This window comes from Streptomyces sp. NBC_00289 (genome assembly GCF_041435115.1).
Taxonomy (GTDB): Bacteria; Actinomycetota; Actinomycetes; order Streptomycetales; family Streptomycetaceae; genus Streptomyces.
Genome location: NZ_CP108046.1, coordinates 8,903,070 through 8,917,069 on the forward strand (window position 1 = coordinate 8,903,070; position 14,000 = coordinate 8,917,069).

Below are 14,000 nucleotides of genomic sequence, written 5' to 3' on the forward strand. Positions count from 1 at the left end.
CGCGCCGCGCTCCAGCGCGCGTTCAGAGCCGGTTCGGCTTCGAGCGGCGGCGCAGGACCCATGCCGTGGCGATGACCCCGGCTCCGACGAGCGCGCCGCCGGCCGCCAGGGTGACGGTGCCGTAGTCCCTGGTGGCGCCGCCGAGACCGCCCATCACGCCACGCGAGGGCGAGGCCGAGGCCGTCGCGGAGATGGTGGGAGTCGAGGCGGGGGAGACGATGACGGACTGGGTGCCGGCGGTGCTGCCGTTCGAGCACACCACGACCACGGTGTACGTCCCGGAACTGACGCTCGACCAGGCCGCGGACTGAAGGGCGCTCGACCCCGTGAGCGCCGCCTGGCGGCCTTGGGAGAAGGTCGCCTGCCCGCCGCTGAGGAGTGAGGCGTTGCCCCAGCTGCCGTTCGCCTGCGTGCACGCGCTGGTGGTGACCGAGACCGTGGACCCGTTGGTGCTCACGGAGACGCCGGAAGCCGCCGACGCGGGCCCGGCGAACAGGGTGAGCGGCAGGGCGACGGCGGCTGCCGCGGCTGCCGCGGTCAGGCCGGTGCGGTGGAGTGCCTGAAGAGTGTGCATATGGACTGCCCTCCGGCTGCACGGTTGGCGGTACATCCCTTGCGCCGCCGAGGGTCGGGGAACGCCCGTGCCGCCTGAGAGGAAGCCAACGTGTCCCCGGCCCGGACCGCATGCGGACTGCACCCGGGCAGGTGACGCAGTCCTTCGTCCGGAGGATCGCGGGCCGCCCCGGCATGGCGATGTCGGCCGCGCGGTGTCAGCCGCCTGCCTCCGCCTGTCCCGCGTCTCCCGGCTCGTCCGCCGTACCGCTCGGGTCGGCGGCCCCGCCCGTCGTCACCGTCCGCTCCGGCGAGAAGCCGCCCCAGGTGCCGTCGGGCAGCCTGGCGCGGATCCGGATCCGGTGGGTGGCCCCGGCCTGCCGTCCCACGTAGAAGCTGTACGCCGCCCGGTCGCGAGGGGCGCCCGCGCCGTACACCAGTGAGGTGGCCGGCCGGCCGTCGAGGCGGAGCTGGTACTCGGTGACCACGCCGCCCGTGCGCGGCGGAACCCAGGTGAGGTCGACGTAGTACGCCCCGTCGGTGCGGTGGGTCGTGGCGCGGAAGGCGGTGGGGGCGGAGCCGCGTCCGTCGTCGGAGCCCGGCGCGGTGGTGAGGCGGACGGCGGCGCCGGGGGGCGAGACGTTGTCCGCGGCATCCCGGGCCCGCACCGTGAAGGTGTAACGGGTGTCCGGCCGCAGCCCCGTGACCACGGCCGCGGTCTGGGCGCCACCCACGCTGTGGATCTTCGTGCCGCCCTGGTGGATGTCGTAGGAGACCACGCCCCGGTCGTCCGAGGAGGCGGACCAGAACAGCTGGACGGCCCGGCTGCCGGCCGCTCTGCCCCGCGACCGGCCCGGAGCCGTCGGCGCCGAGTCGTCCGCCGCCGCGGCCGCGGGTGTGGTGGCCCGGACCTCGCGGCTGTGCGGCCCCCGGCGCCCGGCGGTGTCCCGCGCCCGCACGGTGAAGACATACAGGGTGGACGGCCTGAGCCTGGTGAGGTCCACCATGTGCTGCGAACCGGGTACTTCCTTCACCTTTGTGGTTCCGCGGTACACCTCGTAGACGCGGACGCCGCCGGCCGAGGACACCGCGTTCCACATCACGTGGACGCTGGTCGCACTGCCCGCCGTCGCGGTGACGCCGACGGGCGCCCCGGGCAGCCCGCCCTCACCCGTCCCGTCGTCCGTCCCGCCCCACCCGCAGGACGCGAGCAGGACCACGGCCGCGCAGAGCGCGAGGAACCGGCTAGGGGAAGCGACGGAGCGGCGGTGGAGGTGAGGAACGGAGCGGCGGTGTGGGGGAGCGGCACGGTGATCGGCAACGCGTCGCACGGCTCTGCCTCCCGGGGGCGGCACGGCGGCAATGGTCCGGACCAATATGGCGCCCCGGATGCGACGGCGGCAAGGGGGCGGTCGTTGCCCGGCCGCCGGGAGCGTTACGTATGCTGAGGTCTCTCACGGCCGAACTCTCCCTGGGAACCGGGAAGTTCTGGCCGGTGGCGCGGACCGCTGTCGTCGCTGATCCCGCGCCGGACGTGGGCGGCCGGGAGCCCGGAGCCGACACGGGCCCGGGCCCCCGGCCCCTGCCGATCCCCGCGGACGTGCGCCGTCCGGCCCTCCAACAGTGGCCGGATGCCCGCGACGGCACCAGATTTGGCCGGGTGTTCGCCACATGTCCCCCAGGAGAGGGCTTCCATCGTGCGTGTCCAGTCGCTGACGCTGGCCGCGGCAGGCATCGCCCTGCTCGCCCCGACGACGCTCTCCGCCGCGGTGCCCCAGGCGCGCGAGGAGCGGGTCGTGCGGCGCGAGGGCACCGTCCTCGCCGCCGACCTGCTGGCCAAGGTGCGTGACTGCGTCCCCGTCTCCGGCGGCCGCTACCGCACGGATGCCGGCGGGCCCGCGACGATCCCGGTCTGCGGCACCCGGGAGGCCGTCTTCTGGACGGCCGACATGGACATCGACTGTGACGGGCAGCCGGGCCCGCTGTGCAACGGCCGCACCGATCCGCTCTTCTCCGACACCACGGCCTTCCAGCAGTCCGACGGCCGCTATCTCAGCGCCGAACGCCTCCCGTACATCGTCGTGCCCGACGCCGGCGGCATCTGGAACTACCGGGATCACGGCATCCGCGGGGGCTCGGTCGCCGCCGTCGTCCACCAAGGGCGCGTGCAGTACGCGGTCGTGGGGGATGTCGGGCCGTACGACATCATCGGCGAGGCGTCGTACGCCACCGCCGAGGCCCTCGGTATCCGCGCCGACCCGCGCGGCGGCGGCACGGCCTCCGGCGTCACCTACATCGTCTTCAAGAACACGCAGGTGACGCCCATCGAGAATCACGCGGCCGCCGTGACGCTCGGTGAGCGCCTGGCCAAGGAGTTCGTGCGCGCCGGCTGAACCCCGTCACGGCCCCGCCCCCGGCCAGAGCCGGGGGCGGGGCTGTTCTCACACCTTCCGGTATGTGTAGGCGTCCCCGGCCGCCGCCTCCACCGCCGCCAGGTCGGCTCCCGTCGACGCCGTGACGACGGCGGCGACCGCTCCCTCGACGAACGGGGCGTCCACCAGGTGGGTCCGTTCGGGGAGTTCGTCGCCCTCGGCGAGCAGCGCCTTCACGGTGAGGACGGCGCTGCCGAGGTCGGTGAGGACGGCGACTCCGGCACCCCGGTCGACGGCCGCGGCCGCGGCCGCGATCAGCTCCGCGCTCGTACCGAGTCCGCCGCCCTCGGTGCCGCCCGCCGGAGCGACGGGCACCTCCGCACCCCCGCCGGCCAGCCCCTTCGCCAGCTCGGCGACCGACGCGGCCACCGCCGCGCTGTGCGACACCAGCACGATCCCGACCAGCTTGTCGTCACTCATCGCTCGCCTCCGCCGCTTCACCGAGCGCGGCGACCAGCAGCGCCGCCGACGTGGCCCCCGGGTCCTGGTGACCGATACTGCGCTCGCCGAGGTAGCTGGCCCTGCCCTTGCGGGCCTGGAGCGGAGTGGTCGCCACGGCCCCCTCCTCGGCGGCGGTGCGTGCCGCGGCGAAGCCGTCGCCCAGCGCGTCCACCGCCGGCACCAGCGCGTCGATCATCGTCTTGTCGCCGGGCGCGGCACCGCCGAGCGTCCTGACCGCGTCCACCCCCGCCCGCAACGCCTCGGTGAGCTGCTCCGCACTGACCTCGTCGGCGTCCCCGAGCGCCTTGCCGGTACGGCGCAGCAACGTCCCGTACAGCGGACCCGAGGCACCCCCGACCGTCGATATGAGCTGCCGCCCGGCGAGGGTGAGGACCGCGCCGGGCGTCCGGGGCGACTCCTTCTCCAGCACGGAGACCACGGCGGTGAACCCCCGGCGGAGGTTGCTGCCGTGGTCGGCGTCCCCGATGGGGGAGTCGAGGGCCGTGAGCCGCTCCGCCTCACGGTCGACGGACGCGGCGGTCGCCGTCATCCAGCGGTGGAAGAAATCGGCGTCGAGCACGTGATCTCCTTGCCTGGTCGGTACGTGGTGAGCGCCTTCCCCTGTCGGGTCACACGCCCCACCGCAGCCCCGGCGTCCTCACCGGCGCGTCCCACAGGCGCAGCGTCTCCTCGTCGACCTGGCACAGCGTGACCGAGGCGCCGGCCATGTCGAGCGAGGTGACGTAGTTGCCGACGAGCGTGCGGGCGACGGCGACACCGCGCTCGGTGAGCACGCGCTGCACCTCGGCGTTGAAGCCGTACAGCTCCAGAAGGGGGGTCGCGCCCATGCCGTTGACCAGGACGAGGACGGGATTGCGCGGAGTCATGTCGTCCAGGATCGCGTTGACCGAGAAGTCGGCGATCTCGCGCGAGGTCATCATCGACCGCCGCTCCCGCCCCGGCTCCCCGTGGATGCCGATGCCCAGCTCCAGCTCGCCCGTCGGCAGGTCGAAGGTGGGGCTGCCCTTGGCGGGGGTGGTGCACGCGCTGAGCGCGACGCCGAAGCTGCGGGAGTTCTCGTTGACCTGCCGGCCGATCGCCTCGACCCGCTCCAGCGCCTGCCCCTCGTCGGCTGCCGCCCCCGCGATCTTCTCCACGAACAGCGTCGCGCCCGTGCCGCGTCGGCCGGCCGTGTAGAGGCTGTCGGTGACCGCCACGTCGTCGTTGACCAGCACCTTGGCGACCTGGATGCCCTCGTCCTCGGCGAGCTCGGCCGCCATGTCGAAGTTGAGCACGTCACCCGTGTAGTTCTTCACGATGAACAGCACACCGGCCCCGCTGTCCACCGCGGCCGCCGCCCGCAGCATCTGGTCGGGCACCGGGGAGGTGAACACCTCGCCCGGGCAGGCCGCCGAGAGCATTCCGGGGCCCACGAATCCACCGTGCAGCGGCTCGTGTCCCGAGCCGCCACCGGAGATCAGGGCGACCTTTCCGGCGACGGGGGCGTCCCGCCGTACGATCACCCGGTTCTCCACGTCGACGGTCAACTCGGGATGAGCGGCCGCCATGCCACGCAACGCGTCCGAGACCACGTTCTCCGGGACGTTGATGAGCATCTTCATGAGTGCCTCCTGGATCGCCTGGCAGTTGCGCACTGTCGCCGGCTGCCCCGGGAAACCGTCGGACACGGCCGTCAGGTGGAGCGACGGTTCCGGGAGCCCACACTCGGAAGTATCGGCGCTCGCGGGGCGAAGGTCACGTGGACGGACGTTCCGGGGCGCGCGGGCCGCCCACCAGGGCGGATCCGCGGCCACCGTTCCACACGGACGGTAGTCACCCGACACGCACCGTCGCCTTTCACGGGGACGCCTGGTCGCTGTCCCTGAAGGCTCCCCAGCCGTGCCACCGCTCGACCTCGATCCAGGCGCTGACCCTCGGGCGTACGCGGTCGGGGTAGGGCCCGCCGGCGTAGTGCCGGGAGATGCGGTCGATGTCGGCCAGGTCCTCGTCGTCGTAGATGTCGACGGCTCGGCCGATCAGCGTGACGTGCGAGTACCAGTCGTCCTTGTCGAGCACGGTGAGGCTCACGCGCGGGTCGCGCCGCAGGTGCTTCAGCCGCACGCGTCCCCCGTCCATGTTGATCAGCACCCGGTCCTCGTGCCAGAGGTACCAGGTGGGGGTGGAGACGGGGGCGCCGTCCGAACGCAGCGTGGCCATGACGCACGGATTCGGCCGGCTCAGCAGTTCGACGGCCTCGGGCGGCAGGGGTGGCTTGGACATGCGGACTCCTCTGGTTGCGGACGAAGGGCCGGGAGCGGCCTGGGAGTCGCTCAGGAGGGCTTCTCGTCGAAGCTGGCGAAATAGGCGGCGGCCATGTCCTCGTCGGCGTGGCCCTGGGCGGCGGCGCGCTCCAGCCGCTCCGCGCTCGCGGCCGCCACGTCCAGGCGGACGCCGTGCCGACGGCCCGCCTCGACGATGAGCCGGGCGTCCTTGGCGGCCGTGGCCACCGCGAACTGGGCGGGCGTGAGCCGGTCCTCCAGCACCAGGGCGGCCTTGGCGTGCAGGTAGCCCATGTCCAGCGGGCCGTCCGCGATGAGGGCGAAGAAGTCCCCCGGGTCCACGTCGAGGGCCTTCGACAGGGCGAGGAGCTCCCCGGTGGCGTTGGTGGCGGCGATGACCCAGCTGTTGGCCACCAGTTTCAGCCGGGTGGCGCTCGCCGTCGCCCCGTCCTCGCCGGTCCACACCGTGCGGGCGCCGACAGCGTCGAAGACCGGCGTCACCTTCTCCCGGCCGGCGGTGGGCCCGGCGGCGAGCACGGTGAGCTGCCCGGCCTCGGCCGGCTGGCGGGTGCCGAGCACCGGGGCGTCGTAGAACAGGAGACCGTGCGCTCGCGCGAACCCGGCCAGCTCGGCGGTGGCCTCGAGGCCCGCGGTCGTGGACTGCACCCAGGCGGTGCCGGGGCGCAGTGCCGGCTCGGCCTCGCGCAGGACGTCGAGCGCGGCGGCGCCGTCGTACAGCATGGTCAGGACGACGTCGGCGTCCCGGACCGCCTCGGCGGGGGTGTCGGCGACCTGGGCGCCGTCGGCGGCGAGGGGCTCGGCCTTGGCGCGGGTGCGGTTCCAGGCCCGGACGGTGTGCCCGGCGCGGGCGAGGTTGCGGGCCATCGCGGCCCCCATGATTCCGGTACCCAGGACGCTCACGGTGAGCTTGTCGGTCATGACGTCAACTTCCTCGTGTGGCGGTGCGTGTATTGCGGCGTGGCCGCCACCGACGATGCCATCACGGGGGTGCTCCGGGCGAGGCGGGAGACGGGGGTGCACCCGTCCCGGTGACCTGCCCTCCCTACGGCGCCCGGCACCGCGTACGGAGGTCTCGGAGCGCCGGGACCTCCGCGCACAGGACTCGGAGCGCCGGGACTCAGCTGCCGCCCGGTCCGCCGCTGCCGAACGAACCGCTGCTTCCCTCGTCCCAGCGGGGCCGGTCCTTGGACGTGCTGGTCCGGGACCCTGCGTTGCCGGGCAGCTGGTGCGGGGTCAGCCGTTCCTCGCTTCTGGGGACCTCGTCGGACTCCCGGTGTTCGCGGACCTCACGGACCGGGCCACTGTCCGGCAGCCGTGGCTGTTCATCCGGGCGTGGCGGGCGCGATTCGCGTCGCATCACGCGGACACCCAGCCAGAACGCGCCGATCAGCAGCGCCGCGATCACCACGCCTACCACCACGATCGCGGCACCGCCGGCGCCCGTGCCCGCGGCCGTCTCCATCCATGCAGTAGTCATGGCACGCGAGTACCCGTGACGACCGCCCTGAACCAGCCGGTCCGCCGCCGCCCGGAACCCTTGCGAACACCGGGTTTGGCGCCATCGGCACCGGCTACCCGGACGACGTGACTTCGACGACATCCCAGCAGGAGCTGTTCCGGTTCCTGGAGGACCGCTTCGCTTGCGCACAGGCCTGCACCGAGTGCGCCAGGGCGTGCGCGCTGCGCGCCAGCCTCGTGGACCCGGACGCGACCGAGCGACAGGAACTCGTACGACGCAAGGGCATCATGTGCGCGGAGGTGTGTGACGCGACCTGCCGTGTGCTGTCCGAGGAGAACCGTCAGGACGAGGCCGGCATCCGCGTCCAGCTGGAGTGGTGCCGGACGGTGTGCCTGGAGTGCGCGCATGTCTTCGACGGGCAGGCGGGCGCCGAGCAGAGCGCGAAGGCGTGCCGGGAGTGCGCACAGGCCTGCTCGGACTTCATGGCCACACTCAGCTGAGAGCTGAGAGCTGAGAGCTGAGAGCTGAGAGCTGAGAGCTGAGAGCTGAGAGCTGCGGCTTCGGGCGGCGGGCGGCCGGACTTCGGGTGCTCCGGCGGCCGAAGGTGCTCCCGGCATTCCCAATTTCTGGAACACGTTCTACGGTGTGCGCCGTCAGGACCGCCCTTGGGAAGCCTGGAGGCGCCGTGCACCTCGAATACACGCCCGAGCAGCTCGCGCTGCGCACCGAACTGCGCGCCTACTTCGCCGACCTGGTGCCCGACCACTCCTCCACCCGGTACTCGGCCCGGTACTCCGACCCCGCCGCCCAGAAACGCTTCTACCGCGACACCGTCCGCCGCCTCGGCAGGGACGGCTGGCTCGGCGTGGGCTGGCCCAAGGAGTACGGCGGGCGCGGACTGACGGCGATGGAGCAGTTCATCTTCTTCGACGAGGCCTCCCAGGCGGGCGTCCCGCTGCCGCTGATGGCGCTGAACACCGTCGGCCCGACGATCATGCAGTTCGGCACGGACGAGCAGAAGGCCTACTTCCTGCCGAAGGTCCTCTCCGGTGAGATCGACTTCGCCATCGGCTACAGCGAGCCCGAGGCCGGCACCGACCTGGCGGCTCTGAAGACCCGTGCGGTGCGCGACGGCGACGACTACGTCGTCAACGGCCAGAAGATCTGGACGACCAACGGCGACACCGCCGACTGGGTGTGGCTGGCCGTCCGCACCGACCCGGGCGCCCCGCCCCACAAGGGCATCACCATGCTCCTGGTGCCGACCACCGACCCCGGCTACTCCTGCACCCTGATCAACACCCTCGCCTCGCACGACACCACGGCCAGCCACTACGAGAACGTCCGGGTCCCCGTCTCCCGCCGGGTCGGCGAGGAGAACCAGGGCTGGCGCCTGATCACCAACCAGCTCAACCACGAGCGGGTCACCCTCGCCGCGCACGGCACCATGGCCATCCGCGCGCTGCACGACGTCCAGCGCTGGGCGACGGAGACGAAACTCGCCGACGGGCGCCGGGTCGTCGACCTGCCCTGGGTGCGCCGCCTGCTCGCCCGCACCCACACCAGGCTCGACGCGCTGAAACTCCTCAACTGGCAGATGGTGACCGCCGTCCAGGACGGCACGCTCACCCCGCAGGACGCCTCCGCGGTCAAGGTGTACGGCTCGGAGGCCCGCCGGGACGCCTACGCGTGGCTCATGGAGGTCGTCGGGGCGGCCGGCGCCCTCAAGGAGGGCTCGGCGGGCGCGGTGCTGCACGGCGAACTGGAACGCGGCTACCGCTCCGCGGTGATCTTCACCTTCGGCGGCGGCAACAACGAGATCCAGCGGGAGATCATCTCGTGGATCGGGCTGGGGATGCCCCGGGTACGGCGTTAGCCTGCCCGCATGACGGCCTCCATCCCGGCGGGCGACCCGGGGCTCTTCGGACCGCGCTCGGTGACCTGGCAGATGCACGGCGACCCGATGATGTGGGTGGCCGGCGTCCGCGCCCTGTACCTCCAGGCTCTGCACCCACGAGCCGTGCGCGGGGTGATGCAGAACTCCGATCTCCGGCGCGACGCCTGGGGCCGGCTGAGGAGCATCGCCCACTTCGTCGGCACCACCACCTACGGCACCTGTGAGGCCGCCGAGAAGGCGGGCGCCCGGGTGCGGACGATCCACCGTCGGCTCCAGGCCACCGACCCGGACACCGGGGAGCGCTACGACGTGGACGAACCCGGGCTGCTGCTCTGGGTGCACTGCGCCGAGATCGACTCCTACCTGCACGTCCTGCGCCGTTCCGGCTTCCGGCTCACCGACGCGCAGGCCGACCGTTACGTCGCCGAACACCGCGTCAGCGCCCGCCTGGTGGGTCTCGACCCGGACGCGGTGCCGGCCGACCGGGCGGAGCTGGCCGCCTACTTCGAGAAGGTGCGGCCCGAGCTGGCCGCCGGAGCGGACGCACGCGCGGTGGACGACCTCCTGCTCCGCCCGCCGACGCATCCTCTGCTGATCCCGGCGCGCGAGGTGCTGTGGCGGCACGTGGCGCAGCTGGCGTACGCCGCCCTGCCGCCGTACGCCCACGAGCTCTACGGGCGACCCGCCCCCGAACCCGCCGCCGTCACCCGCCGGTTGCGCACCACGGGCACCCTGCTGCGCCGCGTTCCCGCACGTCTGCGGTGGCAGCTCCCGCCCAAGCACATCCTCCGGGCCATGGCCCGCCTCGGACCCGGCTCCCGCCCGGCGCCGTACAAAGTCGGACGATAGCTCGCCATACTGGACGAGCCAGGGGAGGGCGGGGCGAGTTTTCGACGGGGGCGATCGCGGCAGATGGGGGACAGCAGGCTGATCCAGGGCCGGTACCGGCTGCTCGACCTGATCGGGCGTGGCGGCATGGGCGAGGTGTGGCGTGCGCGTGACGAGTCGCTGGGCCGGCATGTCGCCGTGAAGTGCCTCAAGCCGCTCGGGCCGCACCACGACCCGTCCTTCACCCGTGTGCTGCGGGAGCGGTTCCGGCGCGAGGGCCGGGTGGCCGCCGCGCTCCAGCACCGCGGGGTGACCGTCGTGCACGACTTCGGTGAGTCCGACGGCGTCCTGTACCTGGTGATGGAGCTGCTGGAGGGCCGTAACCTCAGCCAGCTCCTGGACGACAACGAGCACCGTCCGCTGCCGGTCTCCGACGTCGTGGACATCGCCGACCAGGTGGCCGCGGCGCTCGCCTACACCCACCGGCAGGGCATCGTGCACCGCGACCTGAAGCCCGCGAACATCGTGCGGCTGACCGACGGCACCGTGAAGATCTGCGACTTCGGCATCGCCCGGCTCGGCCACGACATCGGCTTCACCTCACGGCTGACCGGCACCGGCATCGCCATGGGCACCCCGCACTACATGTCGCCGGAGCAGATCGGCGGAGTCGAGGTGGACCAGCGCAGCGACCTGTACTCGCTGGGCTGCGTCCTGTACGAAATCGCCACCGGGGCGCCGCCGTTCGATCTCGACGACGCCTGGGGGGTCCTCGTCGGCCACCGCGACACGCCTCCCGAACCACCGCGCAGTCACCGCGCCGAACTGCCCGCCTACCTCGAGCGGATCATCCTGGACCTGTTGGCCAAACTTCCCGAAGAACGGCCTTCCGACGCCGGCGAGGTGAGCCGGCGGATCGACACGGGCCGCACCACGCCGATGTACGTGCCGACCGTCGTGACCCCGCAGCCGGTGCTCCGGGCCTCGGGACCCGCGGGCTCCGGCGAGGCGCTCCGGGTGCCCGGCCCGGCGTCACCCGAGGGCCGTCTGCCGTCCTGGACCCGCGGTATGACCACCGGTCACAAGGCCACCGGGGCCGGTCTGCGGACCACGCCCCCGGACGCCGGAGCCGGCCTCACCGGTGAGTGGATCCCGCGGCCCCCGGCAGGCCGGTCCGAGCCGCCGCCGGTACCGGCCGGCCCGTCCGACCCCTCCCCGCAGGCGGTGAGCGCGCTCGCCGGACGGCACGACGAGGCACTCGGCCTCGGTCGGCTGGGCCGCTGGACGGAGGCCGGCGAGGTGCACCGCGCGGTCGCCTCCGAGCGCGAGCGCCTGCTCGGCCCGGACCACCCCGACACCCTCTCCAGCCGCTACGAGCTCGCCTTCACCCTCAGTCGCACCGGCCGCGCCGCCGACGCCCTGCGCGAGTACACCCACGTCGCCCGGGCAAGGGAGCGCCTGCTCGGTGCCGAGCACCCCGACACGCTCGCCGCCCGCCAGGAAGTGGCCTATGTGCTGGGCCAGTCGGGCCGCCACTTCGACGCCCACCAGACGTACACGTCGGTGCTCGCCGCCCGGGAGCGCGCCATGGGCCCCGACCATCCGGACACCCTCCGCTGCCGCCACAACCTCGCCTTCAACCTCAGCAGACTCGGCCGCCCGGAGGACTCGTACCGGATGGCGTGCGAGGTCGCGGCGGCCCGCGTCCGGGTGCTCGGCCCCGACCACCCCGACACGCTGGTCACCCGGTACGAGGTCGCCTACGCGCTGGGACAGCTGGGCCGCTGGCCGGAGGCCCTGCAGACCTACCGGGAGGTCGCCGCGGCCCGCGCCCAGGCCCTCGGCCCCGACCACCCCGACACCCTCGCCGCCCGCTACGAGGTGGGCATCAGCCTCGGCCGCCTCGGCCGCAGCGCGCAGGCGCTGACGCTCTACCGCGAGCTGATCGACGACCGCACCCGCGTCCACGGCCCCGCCCATCCCGAGACGCTCCGCGCCCGCCACGGCCTCGGCGTCAACCTCGGCCGTCTCGGCCGTTGGGAGGAGGCTCTCGCGGAGTCACGCGACGTCTGCGCGATCCGCGAGCGTGTCCTCGGACCGGACCACCCAGACACCCTGATCAGCCGCCGCGAGGTGGCCGTCGGCCTGGGCTGGCTGAGCCGCTGGGCGGACGCGCTGGCCGAGTACCGGCGTGTGGCCGCCGCCCGCGAGCGCGTCCTCGGCCCCGGTCACCCCGACACCCTCGCGAGCCGCAGCGACGAGGCCCACTGCCTGGAGCAGGTCGGACGCGGTGCGGAGGCGGTGGAGCTGTACCGGAGGGTCGCGGTACTGCGCCGGCAGCAGGCGTCGGGCGGCACCTGACCCCCGGCCCGGACTCCCTCCTGGCGCCGGCCGGTGCGTCGGCCACCGGGTCGGTAGGCGTGCGGGCCGTGTGCCGCTCACCTCTGGCCGACCTAGATCACCCCGTGTTACCAAGAGGGATGCCTGCACTCGAGGGATCCCGGACGTACGACGTCGTCATCGTCGGCGGAGGCCACAACGGCCTGGTCGCCGCCGCCTACCTGGCCCGGGCCGGCCGGTCGGTGCTGGTTCTGGAGCGGCTGGACCACACCGGGGGCGCCGCCGTCTCCACCCGCCCGTTCGCCGGGGTCGACGCACGGCTGTCACGCTACTCGTACCTGGTCAGCCTGTTGCCGAAGAAGATCGTGCGGGACCTGGGGCTGGACTTCCGCGTCCGCACCCGGACCGTCTCGTCGTACACCCCCGTGGAGCGGGCCGGCCGGCCCACCGGCCTGCTGGTCGGCGGCGGCGAACGCCGGACCCGGGAGGCCTTCGCGCGACTGACGGGCGGCGAGCGGGAGTACGAGGCGTGGCAGCGCTTCTACGACATGACCGGCCACGTCGCCCGGCAGGTCTTCCCGACCCTCACCGAACCGCTGCCCACCCGTGAGGAGCTGCGCCGTCGCGTCGACGACGAAGAGGCCTGGCAGACGCTGTTCGAGGAACCCATCGGCGTCGCCATCGAGAACCGCTTCGACGACGACCTGGTCCGGGGTGTCGTCCTCACCGACGCCCTCATCGGCACCTTCGCCGACGCCCATGACCCGGCGCTGCCGCAGAACCGCTGCTTCCTCTACCACGTGATCGGCGGCGGCACAGGCGACTGGAACGTACCCGTCGGCGGCATGGGCGCCCTGACCGGAACGCTGGCCGGGGCCGCGCGGGCGGCGGGTGCCGTCCTCGCCACCGGGCACGAGGTGGTGCGGATCGACACGGACGGACGCACCGCCGAGGTTGTCCACCGCACCGCGGACGGCGAGAGTGTGGTCGCCGCCCGGCACGTCCTCGTCAACGCCTCACCGCAGGAGCTGGCCGCGCTGACCGGCGACACGGCCTCCGAGCCCGCGGAAGGCGCCCAGCTCAAGGTGAACATGCTGCTGAAGCGGCTGCCGAGGCTGCGGGACAGCTCCGTCGACCCGCGCGAGGCGTTCGCCGGCACCTTCCACATCGCCGAGGGCTACCAGCAGCTGGCCGTCGCCCACAGCCAGGCCGCGGCCGGCGAACTGCCCACCGCCCCGCCCTCGGAGATCTACTGCCACTCGCTCACCGATCCGACGATCCTCGGCCCGGACCTCGTCGAACAGGGCTACCAGACGCTCACCCTCTTCGGCCTGCACACGCCCGCGCGGCTCTTCGACCGGGACAACGACGCCGTACGCGACGAACTGGTGAAGTCCACGCTGGCGCAGTTGGACGCGCACCTCGCCGAACCGCTCGCCGACTGCCTGGCCACCGACGCGGAGGGCCGCCCGTGCATCGAGGCCAAGACGCCGCTGGACCTGGAGCGTGACCTGCGGTTGCCCGGCGGCAACATCTTCCACCGCGAACTCTCCTGGCCCTACGCCCAGCAGGACACCGGCCGCTGGGGCGTGGAGACCCGGCACGCCAACGTGCTGCTGTGCGGCGCGGGCGCGGTGCGTGGCGGCGGGGTGAGCGGGGTGCCGGGGCACAACGCGGCGATGGCGGTGCTGGAGCGGCCAGAAATCTGACGGAGCATCAGAAAAAGGCTTCCGTCGTCCGGAGGACTGCGG

General features: G+C 73.2%; 14 protein-coding genes. 6 read left to right on the top strand and 8 right to left on the bottom strand.

The window, feature by feature from the left end; translation table 11 throughout:
* Positions 1–22 precede the first annotated feature (22 nt).
* Both OG985_RS40290 and OG985_RS40295 read right to left on the bottom strand, forming a co-directional pair.
* Positions 23–574, bottom strand: a complete 552-nt coding sequence (locus tag OG985_RS40290) for a hypothetical protein (protein ID WP_371673330.1) — start codon at positions 572–574, stop codon at positions 23–25.
* A gap of 196 nt (positions 575–770) precedes the next feature.
* Positions 771–1,772, bottom strand: coding sequence for a fibronectin type III domain-containing protein (locus OG985_RS40295; RefSeq protein WP_371674632.1), 1,002 nt, complete (start codon positions 1,770–1,772; stop codon positions 771–773).
* A gap of 477 nt (positions 1,773–2,249) precedes the next feature.
* Between OG985_RS40295 and OG985_RS40300 the strand changes: the two genes are divergently transcribed.
* The gene (locus tag OG985_RS40300; RefSeq protein WP_371673331.1) at positions 2,250–2,945 is read left to right on the top strand and encodes a glycoside hydrolase family 75 protein; all 696 of its coding nucleotides are present in this window, start codon (positions 2,250–2,252) and stop codon (positions 2,943–2,945) included.
* Between the two features lie 48 nt (positions 2,946–2,993).
* Here OG985_RS40300 and OG985_RS40305 read toward each other — a convergent pair whose 3' ends face one another.
* The 6 genes from OG985_RS40305 to OG985_RS40330 form a co-directional block, all read right to left on the bottom strand.
* Positions 2,994–3,404, bottom strand: a complete 411-nt coding sequence (locus OG985_RS40305; RefSeq protein WP_371673332.1) for a PTS-dependent dihydroxyacetone kinase phosphotransferase subunit DhaM — start codon at positions 3,402–3,404, stop codon at positions 2,994–2,996.
* Entirely contained in the window at positions 3,397–4,005 is a 609-nt protein-coding gene (gene dhaL, locus OG985_RS40310; RefSeq protein WP_371673333.1) for a dihydroxyacetone kinase subunit DhaL, read from the bottom strand. The genes OG985_RS40305 and dhaL overlap by 8 nt, the downstream gene beginning before the upstream one ends.
* Positions 4,006–4,054: 49 nt before the next feature.
* Positions 4,055–5,047: a dihydroxyacetone kinase subunit DhaK gene (gene dhaK, locus OG985_RS40315; protein WP_371673334.1), complete on the bottom strand. Its 993-nt coding sequence runs from the start codon at positions 5,045–5,047 to the stop codon at positions 4,055–4,057.
* Between the two features lie 235 nt (positions 5,048–5,282).
* On the bottom strand, positions 5,283–5,705 hold the full coding sequence (locus OG985_RS40320; protein WP_371673335.1) for a PPOX class F420-dependent oxidoreductase: 423 nt from the start codon (positions 5,703–5,705) through the stop codon (positions 5,283–5,285).
* 50 nt (positions 5,706–5,755) lie between these two features.
* Positions 5,756–6,643: an NAD(P)-dependent oxidoreductase gene (locus OG985_RS40325; RefSeq protein ID WP_371673336.1), complete on the bottom strand. Its 888-nt coding sequence runs from the start codon at positions 6,641–6,643 to the stop codon at positions 5,756–5,758.
* Between the two features lie 199 nt (positions 6,644–6,842).
* A complete protein-coding gene (locus tag OG985_RS40330) occupies positions 6,843–7,202 on the bottom strand; it encodes a DUF6479 family protein (RefSeq protein WP_371673337.1) in 360 nt (119 codons plus the stop codon).
* A 107-nt stretch (positions 7,203–7,309) separates the two neighbouring features.
* On the opposite strand from OG985_RS40330, the gene OG985_RS40335 reads away from it, so the two are divergent.
* From OG985_RS40335 to OG985_RS40355, 5 genes are all read left to right on the top strand, one after another.
* Positions 7,310–7,684 carry a ferredoxin gene (locus OG985_RS40335; protein ID WP_371673338.1) on the top strand — a complete coding sequence of 125 codons (375 nt, stop codon included), beginning with the start codon at positions 7,310–7,312 and terminating at the stop codon, positions 7,682–7,684.
* A 185-nt stretch (positions 7,685–7,869) separates the two neighbouring features.
* The gene (locus OG985_RS40340) at positions 7,870–9,060 is read left to right on the top strand and encodes an acyl-CoA dehydrogenase family protein (protein WP_371673339.1); all 1,191 of its coding nucleotides are present in this window, start codon (positions 7,870–7,872) and stop codon (positions 9,058–9,060) included.
* A gap of 9 nt (positions 9,061–9,069) precedes the next feature.
* Entirely contained in the window at positions 9,070–9,930 is an 861-nt protein-coding gene (locus OG985_RS40345; protein WP_371673340.1) for an oxygenase MpaB family protein, read from the top strand.
* A 63-nt stretch (positions 9,931–9,993) separates the two neighbouring features.
* Positions 9,994–12,270: a tetratricopeptide repeat protein gene (locus OG985_RS40350; protein WP_371673341.1), complete on the top strand. Its 2,277-nt coding sequence runs from the start codon at positions 9,994–9,996 to the stop codon at positions 12,268–12,270.
* 119 nt (positions 12,271–12,389) lie between these two features.
* Entirely contained in the window at positions 12,390–13,958 is a 1,569-nt protein-coding gene (locus tag OG985_RS40355) for a phytoene desaturase family protein (protein WP_371673342.1), read from the top strand.
* Positions 13,959–14,000: the final 42 nt, after the last annotated feature.

What these genes read in the sequence shown, in the direction of transcription:
- OG985_RS40330 (WP_371673337.1), bottom strand. Translation starts at nt 7,202, where the DNA reads ATGACTACTGCATGGATGGAGACGGCCGCGGGCACGGGCGCCGGCGGT.
- dhaK (WP_371673334.1), bottom strand. Translation starts at nt 5,047, where the DNA reads ATGAAGATGCTCATCAACGTCCCGGAGAACGTGGTCTCGGACGCGTTG.
- OG985_RS40355 (WP_371673342.1), top strand. Translation starts at nt 12,390, where the DNA reads ATGCCTGCACTCGAGGGATCCCGGACGTACGACGTCGTCATCGTCGGC.
- OG985_RS40325 (WP_371673336.1), bottom strand. Translation starts at nt 6,643, where the DNA reads ATGACCGACAAGCTCACCGTGAGCGTCCTGGGTACCGGAATCATGGGG.
- OG985_RS40320 (WP_371673335.1), bottom strand. Translation starts at nt 5,705, where the DNA reads ATGTCCAAGCCACCCCTGCCGCCCGAGGCCGTCGAACTGCTGAGCCGG.
- OG985_RS40290 (WP_371673330.1), bottom strand. Translation starts at nt 574, where the DNA reads ATGCACACTCTTCAGGCACTCCACCGCACCGGCCTGACCGCGGCAGCC.
- OG985_RS40305 (WP_371673332.1), bottom strand. Translation starts at nt 3,404, where the DNA reads ATGAGTGACGACAAGCTGGTCGGGATCGTGCTGGTGTCGCACAGCGCG.
- OG985_RS40345 (WP_371673340.1), top strand. Translation starts at nt 9,070, where the DNA reads ATGACGGCCTCCATCCCGGCGGGCGACCCGGGGCTCTTCGGACCGCGC.
- OG985_RS40350 (WP_371673341.1), top strand. Translation starts at nt 9,994, where the DNA reads ATGGGGGACAGCAGGCTGATCCAGGGCCGGTACCGGCTGCTCGACCTG.